15 protein-coding genes and 1 pseudogene are annotated in these 16,573 nt (G+C 67.6%); 10 read left to right on the forward strand and 6 right to left on the reverse strand.

Going from position 1 to position 16,573, the window contains the following annotated elements; all coding sequences use genetic code 11:
- The 4 genes and pseudogenes from ACQKJZ_RS12230 to ACQKJZ_RS12245 form a co-directional block, all read left to right on the forward strand.
- Positions 1 to 382 (forward strand): annotated as a pseudogene (locus ACQKJZ_RS12230) (hypothetical protein); the annotation flags it as partial.
- A gap of 5 nt (positions 383 to 387) precedes the next feature.
- Complete coding sequence (gene cobT, locus ACQKJZ_RS12235) at positions 388 to 2,211, forward strand: cobaltochelatase subunit CobT (protein WP_427731328.1); 1,824 nt, start codon at positions 388 to 390, stop codon at positions 2,209 to 2,211.
- The gene (locus tag ACQKJZ_RS12240) at positions 2,208 to 2,453 is read left to right on the forward strand and encodes a ribbon-helix-helix domain-containing protein (protein WP_427731329.1); all 246 of its coding nucleotides are present in this window, start codon (positions 2,208 to 2,210) and stop codon (positions 2,451 to 2,453) included. Before cobT ends, ACQKJZ_RS12240 begins: the two co-directional genes overlap by 4 nt.
- A gap of 678 nt (positions 2,454 to 3,131) precedes the next feature.
- Positions 3,132 to 4,184 carry a PepSY-associated TM helix domain-containing protein gene (locus ACQKJZ_RS12245; protein WP_427731330.1) on the forward strand — a complete coding sequence of 351 codons (1,053 nt, stop codon included), beginning with the start codon at positions 3,132 to 3,134 and terminating at the stop codon, positions 4,182 to 4,184.
- On the opposite strand, the gene ACQKJZ_RS12250 is transcribed toward ACQKJZ_RS12245, so the two are convergent.
- Entirely contained in the window at positions 4,132 to 4,488 is a 357-nt protein-coding gene (locus ACQKJZ_RS12250) for a GntR family transcriptional regulator (protein ID WP_312489275.1), read from the reverse strand. The two genes, ACQKJZ_RS12245 and ACQKJZ_RS12250, sit on opposite strands and share 53 nt — an antisense overlap.
- Before the next feature lie 74 nt (positions 4,489 to 4,562).
- Positions 4,563 to 5,162, reverse strand: a complete 600-nt coding sequence (locus ACQKJZ_RS12255) for a nitroreductase family protein (protein WP_427731331.1) — start codon at positions 5,160 to 5,162, stop codon at positions 4,563 to 4,565.
- A 129-nt stretch (positions 5,163 to 5,291) separates the two neighbouring features.
- Between ACQKJZ_RS12255 and ACQKJZ_RS12260 the strand changes: the two genes are divergently transcribed.
- Entirely contained in the window at positions 5,292 to 6,878 is a 1,587-nt protein-coding gene (locus ACQKJZ_RS12260) for a peptide MFS transporter (RefSeq protein ID WP_427731332.1), read from the forward strand.
- A gap of 402 nt (positions 6,879 to 7,280) precedes the next feature.
- Here the strand turns inward: ACQKJZ_RS12260 and ACQKJZ_RS12265 are convergent, their stop codons facing one another.
- A complete protein-coding gene (locus tag ACQKJZ_RS12265) occupies positions 7,281 to 8,273 on the reverse strand; it encodes an aldo/keto reductase (RefSeq protein ID WP_427731333.1) in 993 nt (330 codons plus the stop codon).
- Positions 8,270 to 9,514 (reverse strand): dicarboxylate/amino acid:cation symporter, encoded by a 1,245-nt coding sequence (locus ACQKJZ_RS12270; protein WP_427731334.1) that lies wholly within the window; start codon positions 9,512 to 9,514, stop codon positions 8,270 to 8,272. The genes ACQKJZ_RS12265 and ACQKJZ_RS12270 overlap by 4 nt, the downstream gene beginning before the upstream one ends.
- A gap of 138 nt (positions 9,515 to 9,652) precedes the next feature.
- Between ACQKJZ_RS12270 and glmM the strand changes: the two genes are divergently transcribed.
- The 5 genes from glmM (at position 9,653) to ACQKJZ_RS12295 (ending at position 13,777) form a co-directional block, all read left to right on the forward strand.
- Entirely contained in the window at positions 9,653 to 10,993 is a 1,341-nt protein-coding gene (glmM, locus tag ACQKJZ_RS12275; RefSeq protein ID WP_427731335.1) for a phosphoglucosamine mutase, read from the forward strand.
- Positions 10,993 to 11,217 carry a DUF1272 domain-containing protein gene (locus tag ACQKJZ_RS12280; protein WP_312490701.1) on the forward strand — a complete coding sequence of 75 codons (225 nt, stop codon included), beginning with the start codon at positions 10,993 to 10,995 and terminating at the stop codon, positions 11,215 to 11,217. Before glmM ends, ACQKJZ_RS12280 begins: the two co-directional genes overlap by 1 nt.
- A gap of 57 nt (positions 11,218 to 11,274) precedes the next feature.
- On the forward strand, positions 11,275 to 11,961 hold the full coding sequence (gene gpmA / locus ACQKJZ_RS12285) for a 2,3-diphosphoglycerate-dependent phosphoglycerate mutase (protein ID WP_427731336.1): 687 nt from the start codon (positions 11,275 to 11,277) through the stop codon (positions 11,959 to 11,961).
- Positions 11,962 to 12,257: 296 nt separating this feature from the next.
- Positions 12,258 to 12,716, forward strand: coding sequence for a 5-(carboxyamino)imidazole ribonucleotide mutase (purE, locus tag ACQKJZ_RS12290; protein ID WP_312490696.1), 459 nt, complete (start codon positions 12,258 to 12,260; stop codon positions 12,714 to 12,716).
- A gap of 5 nt (positions 12,717 to 12,721) precedes the next feature.
- Entirely contained in the window at positions 12,722 to 13,777 is a 1,056-nt protein-coding gene (locus ACQKJZ_RS12295; protein ID WP_427731337.1) for a 5-(carboxyamino)imidazole ribonucleotide synthase, read from the forward strand.
- Between the two features lie 3 nt (positions 13,778 to 13,780).
- Here ACQKJZ_RS12295 and ACQKJZ_RS12300 read toward each other — a convergent pair whose 3' ends face one another.
- A complete protein-coding gene (locus ACQKJZ_RS12300; protein ID WP_427731338.1) occupies positions 13,781 to 14,191 on the reverse strand; it encodes an energy transducer TonB in 411 nt (136 codons plus the stop codon).
- A 448-nt stretch (positions 14,192 to 14,639) separates the two neighbouring features.
- Complete coding sequence (locus ACQKJZ_RS12305) at positions 14,640 to 16,445, reverse strand: DUF885 domain-containing protein (RefSeq protein ID WP_427731339.1); 1,806 nt, start codon at positions 16,443 to 16,445, stop codon at positions 14,640 to 14,642.
- Between the last annotated feature and the right edge of the window lie 128 nt (positions 16,446 to 16,573).

A 16,573-nucleotide genomic window follows, 5' to 3' on the forward strand; every position in this document is an offset into this window, starting at 1 on the left:
AACAAAAAAAAAAAAAAAAAAAAAAAAAAAAAAAAAAAAAAAAAAAAAAAAAAACTATCTGCCCGCCGCCACCGAGGCGCAGATCGTGCTCGCCAAGTCGGGCGAATATGACAAGCCCGATGGCAAGCAGCTGGTCGAGAACATGGTCCGCGTCGCCGACATGACCCGCAAGGGCTTCGTCAACGGCGACATCTCGACCGTGATGAGCCCGCGCACGGTCATCACCTGGGCGCAGAATACGCTGATCTTCGGTGATCCGGGCTTCGCCTTCCGCCTGTCGTTCCTCAACAAGTGCGACGAGAACGAACGCGCGCTGGTGGCGGAATATTATCAGCGCGTCTTCGGCAAGGACCTGCCCGAAAGCGTCGTCGGCCGGGCCTGATCCCCGTGGCGAACGAAACCCCTCTCGACCGGTTCAAGGCGGTCCTCGGCGGCACGGCGCGCACGATCGCGCAGGAGCCGGAGGTCGAGCTCGCCTACACCGCCGACGCGCCGACCGCATCGGGCAAGCATATCCGCGTGCCCATGCCGGGGCGCACGCTGCCGCCCGAGCAGGTGGCGGAGGCGCGCGGCTTTGCCGATGCCTTCGCGCTGCGGCTGAAGCTGCACGACACCGCGCTGCACGCCAAGGCTGCGCCGGTCGAGGCAGTGGCGCGCGCGGTCTATGACGCGGTCGAGACGGCACGGATCGAGGCGCTGGGCGCGCGCGGCTATGCCGGGATCGGCGACAACCTCGCCCATGCGCTGGACGTGCGGTTGCGCTCCGACCCGATGACGCGGGCGCGCAATCGCGACGAGGTGCCGTTGTCGACCGCGCTCGGGCTGCTGCTGCGCGAGCGGATGACGGGTCGGCCTTCGCCTGCCGAAACCGCGCCCGCGCTGGCGCTGGTCCGCGACTGGCTAGAGGGGGCGACCGACCTCGATGCGCTGGCGGGCGCGATGAACGATCAGAAGGCGTTCCAGTCGCTGACCGCCAAGATGCTCGCCGACCTCGAACTCGCCGAGCCGCCCGCTGAACCCGATCAGGCCGATGAGGGCGGCAATGACGAAGAGGGCGAGGACGAGCAGCAGCAGGACGAGAGCGAAGAGGATAACGACGAGCAGGGCCAGGGCGAAGGCGAGGTCGAGGCGCGTGCCGAGAAGCGTGACGCCGACAGCGAGGACGGCGAGTCGCAGGAGCAGAGCCAGGACTCGCTCGACGATCTCGACGGCGAACCCGGCGAAGACGGCGACGAGGGTAGCCAGCCGACCCGCCCCAACCGCCCGCTGACCGATCTGGCATCGCAATTCGACTATAAGCCCTGGACCACCCAATATGACGAGGTGATCGCCGCCGGTGAGCTGTGCGACGCCGACGAACTGGCGCGGCTTCGTGGTTATCTCGACCAGCAGCTGGCACATCTGCAATCGGCGGTGTCGAAGCTCGCCAACCGGCTGCAACGCCGGTTGATGGCGCAGCAGTCGCGGTCGTGGGATTTCGATCAGGAAGAGGGCATCCTCGATGCCGCGCGTCTCTCCCGCGTCGTCGTCAATCCCGGCCAGTCGCTGTCCTACAAGATCGAACGCGATACCGATTTCCGCGATACCGTCGTCACGCTCCTGATCGACAATTCGGGGTCGATGCGCGGGCGGCCGATCGGCATCGCCGCCATCTCCGCCGACATCCTCGCGCGCACGCTGGAGCGGTGCGGGGTGAAGACCGAGATCCTGGGCTTCACCACCCGCGCCTGGAAGGGCGGGCAGAGTCGCGAAACCTGGCTGGCGGCCGGACGCCCGCCGCAGCCGGGGCGGCTGAACGACATCCGCCACATCGTCTACAAGCAGGCCGACGAGCCGTGGCGGCGCGCGCGCAACAATCTCGGCCTGATGATGCGCGAAGGGCTGCTCAAGGAGAATATCGACGGCGAGGCGCTGATGTGGGCGCACAGCCGGTTGATCGCGCGGCCCGAGGAGCGGCGCATCCTGATGGTCATCTCCGACGGCGCGCCGGTCGACGACTCGACCCTGTCGGTCAATTCCGGCAGCTATCTGGAACGGCACCTGCGCCAGGTCATCGGCTGGATCGAGAGCAAGAGCCCGGTCGAGCTGATCGCGATCGGCATCGGCCATGACGTGACCCGCTATTATGCGCGCGCGGTGACGATCATGGACGCCGAACAGCTGGGCGGCACGATCATCGAGCAGCTGGCCGCCCTGTTCGACACCGAATGAGCCGGATCGCGGCCCCGGCGGAAGGGTTCGTCGGCCCGGTCAAGCGCTCGATCACCATCGCCGGGCACCAGACCTCGATCAGCCTGGAGCCGGTCTTCTGGACCGCGCTGGAGGCGGCGGCGGCGGCGCATCACCTGCCGCTGTCGGCGCTGGTGGCGGAGATCGACGCGCTGCGGATCGTGGCGGACGATCCGCCGAACCTGGCGAGTGCGATCCGGTCGTGGCTGTTCCTGCGGCGGTAATAAGGTTCGCGCAGAGGCGCGGAGGGCGCCGAGAGGAGATTCACTGGCCTCACCGCCATCCTCGTCTCTGCGCCAACCAAATCACCCCAGCCGCCGTTCAGCCTGAGCATAGTCGAAGGCCAAGGGATGAACCTCGTCCTTCGGGCAAGCGATCGGCTTGGGCTTCGACTTCGCTCAGCCTGAACGGAGGAGGGAATTGGTGGATCAGGGTGTACCTACTCGGGTGGCACCACCGATCATAAGCCCTCTCCGCGCCTCCGCGTCTCCGCGCGAACCAATCCTCCGTTCTGCCTGAGCGAAGTTGAAGGCCACGGCACAACCTCCTCACACGGGGCCTTTCGCCCCCTGCGGAAAGTGATCGGCGTGGGCTTCAACTTCGCTCAGCCTGAACGGAGGGGAGGGATTGGCGATAAGGGTGCGCCTTTTCGGATCGAGCCACCGGTCACGCCCCCTCTCGACTTCTCCGCACAATCCAATCCCCCGTTCCGCCTGAGCGAAGTCGAAGGCCACAGGACGCCCTCAACCACACAGTCCCCCTTCCCCATCCGGGCAAACGATCCGCGCCGACTTCGCCCCCCTCAGCCCGAACGGTGGTTGGGGATGAGCGCGGACAGGCCGGCCCGCAATTGACGCCGCCCGTCGGGTCCGGCAGGGCGCGCCATCCAATTCGGGGGTCATGTGGCCGGATTTTCCCTTCGTGACGCAGGAGTGCGGGTTCATCGCTGGCTGGGGCTGGCGATCGGGCTGCTCGCCATCGCGCTGGCGCTGTCGGGAACGCTGCTGGCCGCTACGCCGCTGATCGAGCGGATCGCCGCCCCCGCCCGCTATCGGATCAGCGGCGAGACGCGGCTCGACGCCGGTGCCTATGCCGATACGGCGTATCGCCGCCTGCGCCCCGGCGAGCGGATCGCGGCGCTGTCGATGGAAGGGGGGTCGTCGCCGGTCATCGTCACGCTCGACCGGGTGAGCGACCGCGCGCGGCGTCAGCTGTTCCTCGATCCGCCGACCGCGCAGGTGCTGGCCAGCGGCTGGGCCGATGGCGGGGTGACGGGTACGATGCGCTGGCTGCATGGCGGACTGTTCCTGTCGGGCGTCGGTCGCTGGATCGTCGCGATCGGGGGCATGGGGGCGCTGCTCGCCGGCCTGACCGGGCTATGGGCACATCTCTTCCGCCAGCGTACGAAGCCCGCCGCCAAAGGTCCGCCGCGAAAAGATGTGGCCAAAGCTTCATGGCACGCCCGCATCGGACTATGGTCCGCCATCCCGGTACTGGCGATGACGGCGTCCGGCATCGTGCTCGCCGTGTCGCCGGGACACGCCGTCGCCCTGTCGACGCCACCCGTTCCCCGCCCCGCCCTGTCGGTCCGGCATGTCGTCGCCAGCGCGCGTCACTGGTCGCAGGGGCGGCTGATCGCGGTCGAATGGCCGACCGAACGCTCGCCCGACTGGACGCTGCACTTCGACGATTCGGTCTACGGAACGGTCAAGGTCGCCGACGATACCGCCGGCGCGGTCTCCGCCCCGGCGCTGGCCGTGCCGGTCGCGCTGTCCTGGATCGGGCGGCTGCACGAAGGGCAATCCATGCCCTGGATCTGGATTCCGCTCGCCGCGCTGACCGGGGTGCTGGCGACCTGGGTCGCGGTGACGGGCCTGTTGAGCCGGGTCCGCCGCCCGGCGGTCAGACCCGCTCGGCGTTCAGCAGATCGGCGACGTCGAGGTCCAGCAGCGTGATGTGATCGCGGATGCGCGGCCATTGCACGCGCAGGAAGGTCTCACGCTCGGCGGAGCGCAGCCGGTCTGCGGCACCGGGCATCACGAACATGCCGACCCCGCGCCGCACCTCGACATAGCCGTCGTCCTGAAAGCTCTGATAGGCTTTCGCGACCGTCAGCGGGTTGGCCCCCTGCTCCGCCGCCAGCGCACGAACCGAGGGAAGCTGGTCGCCCGCCCGGTAGGTGCCGTTGAGGATACCCGCCGCGATCGTCCCGCGCAGGCGGATGTAAACCGGGCTGTCGTCACCGCTAAGAGCTGTCATGCCAGCTTAATACAGCAACGGACCGGCAAAGTCGAGCGGAGAAACGATAACGTTTGCAGGCGGTAAGGCTCGGATCACGCCGCCGGACCGGTCCAGTGCGACACGATGGCGGCCATGTCGGGCCGCGGTCGCTCGTCGAGCGGGCGGCCGGGGGTGCCCAGGAACATAAACCCCGCGATCCGCTCGGGCGCCTGACCGAAGGCATCGCGCACCGCATCGGAAAAGCTGGGCCAGCCGGTCAGCCAGCCCCCGGCGAACCCCATGGCATGCGCGGCGTGGAGCAGGTTCATGCACGCCGCGCCGGCCGACAATTCCTGTTCCCACAACGGAATATGGCTGCCCGTGCGGGGTGCGGACAGCACGACGACCAGGCTGGGCGCCTGATGCGCGAACTGTTCCAGCGCGGCGATCTCGGTCGCGCTCGCCTGCGGCCGTTCGGCCCGGTAGGCGGTGGTGATCACTTCGGCCAGCTTGGCGCGGGCATCGTCGGCCACGATCACGAAGCGCCAGGGGGCCAGCTTGCCATGATCGGGGGTGCGCGCCGCGATGCGCAGGATCCGGTCCAGCTGATCGGCATCGGGGCCGGGCGCGATCAGGTCGCGCGGCTTGCCCGAACGGCGGGTTTCCAGCAGCGTCAGCGGGGTCGAACGGTCGTTGAAGGCCATGTCACTCATGCGATCGATCCTTACGTCTTCGCGCATGATATTTACAGTCGCGGCTTTGGCGTTAGGTTACCGAACCATTACGCCCCTTCCGCGTGCCCCTGGCGCGCCGGGGGCGATCCCGATGGAGTGAACGCCGGCATGGCGACTGCGTATGAGGCCGCCGCGCGCGGCAAGACGGTTTTGGGCCATCCCCGGGGCCTGTTCCTGTTGTTCTTTACCGAGATGTGGGAGCGTTTTTCCTATTACGGAATGCGCGCCATTCTGGTCTTCTACCTGACCAAGCATTTCCTGTTCTCCGACGAACCGGCCTTCGGCATCTATGCCGCCTATACCTCGCTGGTGTACGTCACGCCCGTCATCGGCGGTTATCTGGCCGACCGTTATCTGGGGGCCAGGCGCGCGGTGCTGGCGGGCGGATTGTTCATCGCCTTCGGCCATATCCTGATCGCGGTGATGGAGGGGCCGCAGGGCGCGACGGGGGCCTATCTGGAGGGCTTCTACCTCGCGCTCGCCTCGATCGTGATCGGCACCGGCTTCCTGAAGGCCAATATCTCGGTGCTGGTGGGACAGCTTTATGGGCGTGACGACATGCGCCGCGATCCCGCCTTCTCGATCTTCTACATGGGCATCAATGCCGGCGGTGCGCTGGGGCCGATCGTGTGCGGCGTGCTGGGCGAGACGGTAGGCTGGGCCTATGGCTTCGGCGCGGCGGGCGTCGGCATGATCCTTGGCCTGATCGCCTTCATCGCGCTGAAGCGCGAGCTGCACGGCGCGGGCGAGGCACCGTCGCTGCCCGTGCTGCGCGCGCCGGTCGTCGCCGGTCTGTCGCGCGAATGGCTGATCTATCTGGGTGCGATCGCCGCCACCCTGATCACCTGGCAGCTGATCCAGCATCAGGATGCGGTCGGCACGCTGCTGGTCGTGTTCGCGGCCGCGACCGTCGCCTTCGTCCTGTGGCGCGCGGTGTTCACCCTGCCCAAGGTCGACCGCGACCGCATCTTCGCCGCGCTGTTCCTGATCGCGCTGTGCCCGCTCTTCTGGGCGTTGTTCGAGCAGGCGGGTTCGTCGCTCAACGTCTATACCGATCGCTCGGTCGACCGGACGCTGATGGGCTGGACCATCCCGGCCTCAGCCTTCCAGTCGGTCAACTCGATCTTCATCATCCTGCTGGCGCCCGCCTTCGCCGCGCTGTGGACCATCCTGGGCAAGCGCGGGCTGGAGCCGAGCGCACCGTTCAAGTTCGGCATCGGCCTGGTCGGCGTGGGCGCGGGCTTCCTGGTGCTGGTGGCGGGTGCGGCGGCCTATGCCGGTGCGCCGACGCCCGTGATCTTCGTGATCCTGGTCTATCTGATCCACACCATGGCCGAGCTGTGCTTCTCGCCGGTCGGGCTGGCCGCGATGACGCGACTGTCGCTGCCCAGCATGACCGGGCTGATGATGGGCACTTGGTTCCTGGCGACGGCGGGCGGCAACTTCATCGCCGGCCTGATCGCGCAGGCGACCGGTGGCGAGGGTGCCGGGCCGGACACGGTGCTGGCGGTCTATAGCCGGATCGGCTGGTATTCGATCGGCATCGGGGCGGTGGTGCTGGTCATCTCGCCGTTGGTGGCCAAGCTGATGCACCTCGACCTGCTGAAGGCCGAAGCCGCGTTGGCGGGCGACAAGGAGCTGGCCGAACCGGCGGCGGCGGGGGTCGATACGCGCATGGAGCAGAAGCCGCATTGATGGGCTCTGGGCGGTCGGGATGTCCCGACCGCCCTGCCATCACCCGTCCAGGCTGAGCGAAGTCGAAGCCCACGCACCGGACTTTCCGTGAGTGGCATCCCGTGCACTTCGACTTCGCTCAGTGCGAACGGAGATAGGGTGTTTCGCGCGGAGACGCGGAGGGGGCGTATCCAGCCGTCAGGCTGGCCTAACACAAACACGGTGCGGCAAAGCGGAACGCTGAATTGCGCGGGTGCGCCGAAGCGCATCCGAACCTCTCTGCGCCTCCGCCTCCGCGCGAACAAAAATCTTCGCGTCTTCGCGGCTTCGCGAGATCGGATCCAATCCGTGCAAAGTCACGCCGAAAGTCCGGTGCGTGGGCTTCGACTTCGCTCAGCCTGAACGGAGTTGGGGACGCCTGGCTCAGAGCCGCGTCATCGCCATCGCCCGCTCGCCATAACGCGGACCCGCCGTACCACCACGCGGCGAGGCTTCGTCGAGCCGGGCCAGTTCTTCCGCCGACAGCGTCAAATCCGCCGCTTTCATCGAATCCTCCAGCGTTGCGCGCCGCTTGGAGCCGGGGATCGGCACGATGTCGTCGCCTTGCGCCAGCAACCATGCCAGCGCCACCTGCGCGGCACTCGCGTCATGCGCGGCGGCGATCTGCCTCACCGCCTCGACCACCTTCATATTGCGGTCGAAATTCTCTTCCGAGTAGCGCGGGTCGTTGCGGCGGTAATCGCCCTCGGGCAAATCCTCGCGCTTCGTGATCTGCCCGGTCAGGAACCCGCGTCCCAGCGGGCTGTACGGCACGAAGCCGATGCCCAGTTCGCGCACCACCGGCAGGATGTCGGCCTCGACATCGCGTTCCCACAGCGAATATTCGGACTGGACCGCCGCGATCGGGTGGGCGGCGGCGGCGCGGCGGATCGTCTCGGCGCTCGCCTCGGACAGGCCCAGTCGACGCACCTTGCCCTGCTCGACCAGGCGGCCCATCGCGCCGACCGTCTCCTCGATGGGGACATGGGGGTCGACGCGGTGCTGATAGAACAGGTCGATCGTCTCGACCCCCAGCCGCTTGAGCGAGCCTTCGCATGACCGCTGGACATTGGCGGGGGTCGAATCCACGCCGGTCATGCCGTTCTCGTCATAGCGAAAGCCGAACTTGGTCGCGATGACCACCGCATCGCGCTTGCCGCGAATGGCGCGCCCGACCAGTTCCTCATTGACCAGCGGACCATAGATTTCGGCGGTGTCGAACAGGGTCACGCCCAGCTCGATCGCGCGGTGGATGGTGGCAATGCTCTCCGCCTCGCTCGCCTCGCCATACATGTTCCGGCCGATACCGGCCATCGGCATGCAACCGAGGCCCAGCGCGGAAACCTCGAATTCGGGGCCTAATGTGCGATATTTCATGGGACGTCCTTGCCGGTTGTGCCGCTCCACCGCGAAACGGTCGCGGTGGCGGCAAGGTCCATGCTGACATTGCCCAGGGTTCGGAAAATGTCGGGAATCGTCTCCACCGCGATCAGCAGCCCTAAAGGCGCGGCGGGCACCCCCAGCGCGACGCAGACCGGCGCGATCGAGGCGAAGAAGGTGATCTGCGACGGCAGGCTCGCCGAGCCCAGCGACACCAGGATCGCCACCACCACGGCGGCCGCGACCGAGGTCAGGTCGGGCGCGATCCCGAACCAGTGCGCGATGTAGAGCGAGACCGCGACGTTCATCGCCGGCTGGGTCGCGCGGAACATCGCCACCGCCATGGGCAGGACCAACCCGGCGGTCTCCGGCGCGATGCGCAAGGCCCGGGTGCCCTCGATCATCGCCGGCAGGCTGGCGAGCGAGCTTTGCGTCGAGATGGCGACCGCCTGGGCCGGGGCCAGCGCGCGGGCGAAGCGGGCGGGCGCGGTCCGCCCCAGCATCGCCGCCACGCCATACGCCATCAGCATCACGACGACGCCGACGCTGGCGATGATCGCGATATAATGCGCCAGCGCCCCGAAGGCCGCGCCGCCCGCACTCGCACCCACGACCAGCGCCAGCGCGAACACCCCAAGCGGCGCCAGCCACAATACCCAGCCGATCAGGACCAGCATCGCGTCGCGGATCGCGGTGAACACACGCAGCAGCAGGTCGCGCGCTTCTCCCTCGATCCGGGTGATGGCGAAGGCGAAGGCCAGGGTGAACAGGATCAGCGACAACAACGCATTGTTGGTCGCCGCCGCGAAGATGTTGGTCGGCACGATATTGGTGACGAACTCGGCGATCGGCGGCGACGGCGCGACCGGCTCGGCATGGCCCAGCGCGGCGCGCAGCGCCTGGCCCGCCGCGCGCGGCATGGGGGCGAGGCTCAACAGGATCGGCGTGACGATCGCGGCCATGCTGGCGGTCAGCGCGTCGAGCGACAGGAAGGTCGCGATCGCCCGCCCCGCGATCCGCCCGGCCTGCGCCGCCTGCGCGGTCGCCGCGACCCCGGTGATCAGCAGCGTGACGACCAGCGGGATGACCGTCATCTGCAACCCGTTGAGCCACAGCGTGCCGATCGGCCGCGCCACCGCGACGACAGCCCCGGCCCCGCCGGGCGCGAAGCTCGCGACCGCAACTCCGGCGATCAGCCCCGCGGCAAGGCTCAGGAGGATCAGCGTGGCACGCGACATGACAATCTCACCTTGGGTTCGGGCATATTGTTTTGGGACGGTTCGGTTCTTTGAGCTTTGCGCCACCCCGCGCTAAGGACGTAACCATCCAGGGGCGTGTATGGCGCCTCGCTCCTAATCCGGCAGGGACCCGGCTGTATGGCAAGAAAATATTTCGGCACCGATGGCATTCGCGGCGCGACCAACGGGGCGGTGATGACCGCCGAGATGGCGATGAAGGTCGGCATGGCCGCCGGGGCTTATTTCCTGCGCGGCGATCACCGCCACCGCGTGGTGATCGGCAAGGACACCCGCCTGTCGGGCTATATGCTCGAATCCGCGCTGGTCGCGGGCTTTACCAGCGTCGGCATGGACGTGGTGATGGTCGGTCCGTTGCCCACGCCGGCGGTCGCGATGCTGACCCATTCGATGCGCGCCGATATCGGCGTGATGATCTCGGCCAGCCACAATCCCTTCGCCGATAACGGCATCAAGCTGTTCGGTCCCGATGGCTACAAGCTGTCCGACGAGGCCGAGGAATCGATCGAGACGCTGATCGAGGAGAAGGTGCCGCTGGTTTCCTCGGGGAAAATCGGCCGCGCGCGCCGGGTCGAGGACGCCGCCGGCCGCTATATCCACTTCGCCAAGTCGACCTTTCCACAATCGCTGCGCCTCGACGGTCTGCGCGTCGTGATCGACTGCGCCAATGGTGCGGCGTACAAGGTCGCGCCCGCCGCCTTGTGGGAGCTGGGTGCCGACGTGGTCGCAATCGGCGTGACGCCCAATGGCACCAACATCAATGACGGCGTCGGCTCGACCGCGCCGCAGACGCTGGCCGAGACCGTCGTGGCGAGTGGTGCGGACATCGGCATCGCGCTGGACGGTGACGCCGACCGGCTGATCATCGTCGACGAAAAGGGCATGGTCGTCGATGGCGACCAGCTGATGGCGACCATAGCCACCAGCTATGCGCGCGAGGGCCGGCTGGCCGGGGGTGGTCTGGTCGCCACCGTCATGTCCAATCTGGGGCTGGAGCGGCATCTGGCCGCGCAAGGGTTGGGCCTCGTCCGCACCAAGGTCGGCGACCGCCATGTGCTGGAGGCGATGCGGACGCGCGGTTACAATGTCGGCGGCGAGCAGTCGGGGCATATCATCCTGTCCGACTATGCCCGCACCGGCGACGGTCTGGTCGCCGCGCTCCAGGTGCTGGCCGAGCTGAAGCGCGCCGGCGCACCCGCCAGCGAAGTGCTGCACCGCTTCGATCCGCTGCCCCAGCTGCTCAAGAATGTCCGCTTCGCGGGCGGCAAGCCGCTGGAACATGAAAAGGTACAGAGCGTCATCGCCGCCGCCGAGGCCGAACTGGCCGGGCGCGGTCGCCTGGTCATCCGCCCATCGGGCACCGAACCCGTCATCCGCGTGATGGCCGAGGGCGAGGACCAGCGTCAGGTCGAGACGCTGGTCGATCGCATCTGCGACGTGGTGCGCGAGGTGGCCGCCTGATGCTGGAGATGCGCCCCGATTGCGAACGCTGCGGCGCGGACCTGCCGCCGTCCCAGGGCGGCGCGTTCATCTGCTCGCTGGAGACGACCTATTGCGCCGAGTGCGCCGACGAACTGGACGAGACCTGCCCCGATTGCGGCGGCGAACTGCTCGACCGGCCGACGCGCATGGGCCGCGTGCTGAAGGCCAATCCCGCCTCGACGCAAAGCCGATTTCGCGGCTGACCTCGACCCCGCCGGCCCGCCTCTCTATGCGGGCGCCATCACCTTGAAGGAGTTTCCATGCCTCAGCTCGTCCTGATCCGCCACGGCCAGTCCGCCTGGAATCTGGAGAACCGCTTCACCGGCTGGTGGGACGTCGATGTCACCGCGCAGGGCGCGGCCGAGGCCCGGGCGGCGGGCGCGATGATGGCCGAGAAGGGCCTGGACTTCGACCTGACCTTCACCAGCCTTCAGACCCGCGCGATCAAGACGCTGAACCTGGCGCTGGAGACGATGGGCCGACTCTGGTTGCCGACCGAGAAGCACTGGCGGCTGAACGAGCGCCATTATGGCGGACTGACCGGTCTCGACAAGGCGGAGACGGCAGCCAAGCATGGCGACGAGCAGGTCAAGATCTGGCGCCGCAGCTTCGACGTGCCCCCGCCCCCAGCGGATGCGGGCGGCGAGTTCGACGTCTCGGGCGACCGCCGCTATGCGGGCATCGACGTGCCGGCGACCGAGAGCCTGAAGGACACGATAGCGCGCGTCCTGCCCTATTGGGACGAACGCATCGCGCCCGCGCTGCGTGACGGCAATCGCGTGCTGATCTCGGCGCACGGCAACTCGCTGCGCGCGCTGGTCAAGCATCTGTCGAACATCCCCGACGACGAGATCACGGGTCTCGAAATCCCGACCGGTCAGCCGATCGTTTACGAACTGGCCGACGACCTGACGCCGACCGATCGCTATTACCTGTCGGAGCGGTAAGCGACGCGGGGGTGGTCGGGCGAACGACCACGCCTGGTTTTGCCCTGTGGGGCAGGCCTCGTCCCTTGGCCTTCGACTTCGCTCAGGCTGAACGGACCTTTGGTTTACCAACAGCCGTTCAGGCTGAGCGCAGTCGAAGCCCACGCTCCGCACCCGGCCAAAATCCCCGCAAATATGCCCGAACGCATACGGAAACTTGCTCCCCTCGCCTCGTCCCGCTAGTCAGCCCGCTTCCCCCGGCACCGGGGCCATAGGGGCAAGGCGGAACAGCGGATATGGTTTCGGTCGGAATCATCATGGGGTCCACGTCGGACTGGGAAACCATGCGGCACGCCGCCGAGACGCTGGAGGCACTGGGCGTAGCGCACGAAACCCGCGTCGTCTCCGCGCACCGCACGCCGCAGCGGCTGTACGATTATGCGACCACCGCCGCCGATCGCGGGATCAAGGTCATCATCGCGGGTGCCGGTGGTGCTGCACATCTGCCGGGCATGGCCGCGTCGATGACGCATCTGCCGGTGCTGGGCGTGCCGGTCGAATCCAAGGCGCTGAAGGGCATGGATAGCCTGCTCTCGATCGTCCAGATGCCGGGCGGCATCCCCGTGGGCACGCTCGCCATCGGCAAGGCGGGGGCGATCAATGCGGGGCTTCTCGCCGCCTCGATCCTGTCGCTGTCCGACGAGCGCCTCGCCGAGCGGCTGAAGGATTGGCGCCAGCGCCAGACCGACAGCGTCGCCAACGATCCGCAAGGGTAAGCCACATGTTGAAGCCGGGCGCGACGATCGGGATTCTGGGGGGCGGCCAGCTGGGCCGGATGCTGGCGGTGGCCGCCGCGCAGCTCGGCTATCGCACCCATGTGCTGGCCCCCGATGAAGAGAGCGTGGCCGCGCAGACCGCGTCCTCGCTGACCCGCGCCGACTATCACAACAAGGTGGTGCTGGCCGATTTCGTCGCCGCCTGCGACGTCGTGACCTATGAGTTCGAGAATGTCGACGTAACCCCGGTCGAATGGCTGGCGGAGCGGCTGCCCGTCCACCCGTCGCCCGCTGCCCTTCGCGTCGCACAGGACCGGATCGCCGAGAAGAGCTTCGTCGAGAAGGTCGGTGGCCGCCCCGCCCCCTGGGCCGAGGTGAACTGCGCCGCCGACCTGACCGCCGCGCTGGAGCGGATCGGCTGCCCCGCCATCCTGAAGACCACGCGCTTCGGCTATGACGGCAAGGGCCAGGTGCTGATCCGCTACATCGCCGACGCGCCCGCCGCGTTCGAGGCGATCGGGGGCCCGGCGGTGCTGGAGGGCTTCATTCACTTCAGCCACGAATTCTCGATCCTGATCGCGCGTGGGGAAGACGGCAAGACGGTCCGCTACGACCCGCCGCACAATGTCCACCGCGACGCGATCCTGCGCACCTCGACGCTGCCCGCGCCACCCGAGATCGCCGCCCAGGCCGAAGAGGCGACCGCGCTCGCCATCCGCATCGCCGAGGAACTGGGCTATGTCGGCGTGCTCGCCTGCGAATTCTTCGCGACCGAGAACGGCCCGGTCTTCAACGAGATGGCACCGCGCGTCCACAATTCGGGCCACTGGACGATCGAGGGCGCCGAAACCTCGCAATTTGAAAACCACATCCGCGCGATCTGCGGCCTGCCGCTGGGCGATACGGCGCTGGCCGGCGCAAATGTACAGATGGAAAACCTGATCGGCGACGACGCCTGGGAAGGCGCGCTCAGCGAAAAGGGCGCGCACCTGCACTTGTACGGCAAGGCCGAGTCTCGGCCGGGGCGTAAGATGGGGCATATCACGTGGGTGGTGCGCTGACGCCTATTTGTGGACGGTGAAGGTCACCGGGACCAGCACCTCGGCTTGGACGACCTGATCCCCCTTCATCACCGGGCGTATGCGGAAATTGGGATACAGTCCCAAAGCCGCCGGGCCGAAGCCCCGCCCCTTGGGCCGCTCTGCCGCGATCGAACAGCTTTTGGGGCGGCCGGGTTTGGGCACGACGCAGAGCAGCACCGCCACGCCGCTGACGCCGCCCTGAAGCGCCATCTTGGGAAAAGCCTCGTCGATCAGGCCCTGGGGCGGCTTTTCGATCCATTCGGCGAGCGCGAAGCGTAGCCGCCCCTCACCCGGTCCATCGCCATCGCCGCATCCATTGCCGGTGCCGCGCCCCTCCCCGCCTGTGCCGCGTCCGCTGGCGATTCCCGCGCCTCGGCCATCGGACGCCGCCACGCCGATCCGCAGAGGCAGTTCCGCACTGATATCCGCCGCCGGGGCGGGGCGGGGCGGTCGACCGGATCGAAACGCGCCGGTGTCGATGCGGCGGGCGCGGCCTGTTCGGCGACCGGTGCCGGCGCCCGGCGGGGGGAACCGCCGCCGGCCGTCGCGCGAAGCACCAGGCTCTCGCGCTTGACGGGCGCGGGGGCGATCGGCGGCGGGGTGACAGGCACCGGCGGTGGGTCGGGCGGACGGGGCACATCGAACAGCGTCAAGGTCGGCCGTTCCGGTTCGCGTGTGGAATGCGGCCGCGGCCCCAGAGCAATACAGCCAATAGAGCGATATGAACCGCCCCCGTGGCGACAGCGGCTGTCCGCCGTTGCCCCTTATCCTGCCGGAGCCGATAGCTGCCCTGCATTGCGATGTTCTCCCGACAGGAAGATCACCGCGATGCCGATTCAGGTCAAGCCGCCGCCCATTCCTCCCCGATCCGGCGGAGCACGTCGAGCGGCACCCGGCCGTGGCGCAGCACGGCGGTATGGAACGCCTTCAGGTCGAAGCGCTCACCCTTTTGTTTCTTTGCCAGGTCGCGAATGTCGACGAACACCGAATGGCCCAGCTTGTAGCTCGCCGCCTGGCCGGGGTTTACGCAGTAGCGCTCGACCTCGCGGGTGGCGAAGCCCTCCGCCTCGCCCTCGGCCTCGATGAAGTGGCGGATCGCCTGTTCGCGGGTCCAGCGCAGATGGTGCAGCCCGGTATCGACGACGCAGCGATTGGCGCGGAACAGCAGGAATTTCAAATATCCCAGCTGCCCCAGCGGATCGTCGTCATACATGCCGATCTCGTCCGCCAGTTGCTCGGCATAGAGCGCCCAGCCCTCGCCATAGCCCGAAAAGCCGTTGATCTTGCGGATCAGCGGCAGGCGGGTGTTCGACAGCGCGAGGCCGCTCTCCATCTGATGGCCCGGCAGCCCCTCGTGATAGACGGTCGTCGCCAGGCAGAATTTGGGCCAGTCGGCACTGTCCTTCAGGTTGAAATAGACCAGGCCGGGGCGCGAGCCGTCGATCGCGGGGGCCTGGGCGAACGCCGCCGCCGCCCCCGCCTCGGTCTGCGGCGGCACGCGGCGCACCTCGAAGCCGTAAGGCGGAATACGCTCGAACACCTGCGGCAGGCGGGTGCGGATCGCATCGAGCCGTTCGTTGCAATAGGCGATGGCGGCGTGCTTGCCCTCGTCGGTATTGGGGTAGAGCTGGTCGGGGTTTTTGTAGAGCGCGGCCATGCGCTCACCCACCGTGCCCCTGGTATAGCCCTGCTTCTTCAACAGTGCGTCGAGCCGCGCGGACAGCATCGCCGCCTGATCGCGGCCGAAGCGATGTACCTCGTCGGGCGAGAAACTGGTCGTCGTATTGGCCTTGAGCGCCGCCGGATAATAGGCCGCGCCTTCTCGCAGCTTCCAGACGCCGGCGTCATGCGTCGCCTTCGTCCGCAGTTGCTTCGCATAGGTCAGCTGCCGGTCGAGCGCGGGCAGCACTTCCGCGTCGTAGATTTTCGCCGCCTGCCGGCCATAGCGATCGCCCAGCCCCTTCTCGGCGGCGCGGCGGGCGAGCGACTGGACGACGAGCGCTTCGGCGGCGGGCTGACGGGTCTTGCCCATCTGTTCGATGGTCAGGTCGAGGATGAAATCGGGCGGCACCACGCCCTGCCCGGCGTCATGCCGCATCCGCTCGGTCTGCGCGTCCATCTGTCGCGCAAAGGCGCGCAGCCGCATCAGATAGGCGTCGGCATCGCCCGCGCTGGTGATCTTATGCTTGGTGTCGAGGAAGTCGGGCACCGACTGATAGGCACCCGACAGCTGCGACACGACATAGGGGCTGGGGCCATAGGAATAGCCGCCGAAATCGAACGCCTGCACCGCTTGCGCCGAGCGGCGGGTGTAGAGGATCGACTCCAGATCGATCCGCTCCTCGGGCGACAGGGTGGCGGGGTCGATCGCCTGGAGCCGGGTCAGGTCGGCCTTGGTCGCCGCCTTCGCCGCCGCGACCCCCGCTGGCGACTGGTCGGAGAGTTTGCTGCGCAGATCGGCATTGACGCCCGTGTCGAGGCCGAGGCTGGTCGCACCTTCCGGGCTTCGGCGCAGCTGTTCCTGGACCAGCGTGTCGAACAGGGCGGTCAGGCGGGTAGAGGGGGTGGTCTGGGCGATCGCGCCTTCGCTGCCCGTCGCCACGGCGAGCGCCGCCGTGCTTCCCAGGAAATGCCGCCGGTCGATCATGCTTGTCCCTCTTTTGGGTTTTCGGGGGCAGCGAAACGGGATTCGGCGGGAATTGAACCGGTTATGTGGTGAATGTTCGGGCGTGGGCTTCGACTTCGCTCAGCCTGAACGGCTGGAAGGACAAGGGC

Origin of the sequence: Sphingomonas sp. NPDC019816 (assembly GCF_050274375.1) — a bacterium.
Classification (GTDB): domain Bacteria; phylum Pseudomonadota; class Alphaproteobacteria; order Sphingomonadales; family Sphingomonadaceae; genus Sphingomonas.

What these genes read in the sequence shown, in the direction of transcription:
- ACQKJZ_RS12240 (WP_427731329.1), top strand. Translation starts at nt 2,208, where the DNA reads ATGAGCCGGATCGCGGCCCCGGCGGAAGGGTTCGTCGGCCCGGTCAAG.
- ACQKJZ_RS12250 (WP_312489275.1), bottom strand. Translation starts at nt 4,488, where the DNA reads ATGACAGCTCTTAGCGGTGACGACAGCCCGGTTTACATCCGCCTGCGC.
- ACQKJZ_RS12255 (WP_427731331.1), bottom strand. Translation starts at nt 5,162, where the DNA reads ATGAGTGACATGGCCTTCAACGACCGTTCGACCCCGCTGACGCTGCTG.
- ACQKJZ_RS12260 (WP_427731332.1), top strand. Translation starts at nt 5,292, where the DNA reads ATGGCGACTGCGTATGAGGCCGCCGCGCGCGGCAAGACGGTTTTGGGC.
- ACQKJZ_RS12265 (WP_427731333.1), bottom strand. Translation starts at nt 8,273, where the DNA reads ATGAAATATCGCACATTAGGCCCCGAATTCGAGGTTTCCGCGCTGGGC.
- ACQKJZ_RS12270 (WP_427731334.1), bottom strand. Translation starts at nt 9,514, where the DNA reads ATGTCGCGTGCCACGCTGATCCTCCTGAGCCTTGCCGCGGGGCTGATC.
- glmM (WP_427731335.1), top strand. Translation starts at nt 9,653, where the DNA reads ATGGCAAGAAAATATTTCGGCACCGATGGCATTCGCGGCGCGACCAAC.
- ACQKJZ_RS12280 (WP_312490701.1), top strand. Translation starts at nt 10,993, where the DNA reads ATGCTGGAGATGCGCCCCGATTGCGAACGCTGCGGCGCGGACCTGCCG.
- gpmA (WP_427731336.1), top strand. Translation starts at nt 11,275, where the DNA reads ATGCCTCAGCTCGTCCTGATCCGCCACGGCCAGTCCGCCTGGAATCTG.
- purE (WP_312490696.1), top strand. Translation starts at nt 12,258, where the DNA reads ATGGGGTCCACGTCGGACTGGGAAACCATGCGGCACGCCGCCGAGACG.
- ACQKJZ_RS12295 (WP_427731337.1), top strand. Translation starts at nt 12,722, where the DNA reads ATGTTGAAGCCGGGCGCGACGATCGGGATTCTGGGGGGCGGCCAGCTG.
- ACQKJZ_RS12305 (WP_427731339.1), bottom strand. Translation starts at nt 16,445, where the DNA reads ATGATCGACCGGCGGCATTTCCTGGGAAGCACGGCGGCGCTCGCCGTG.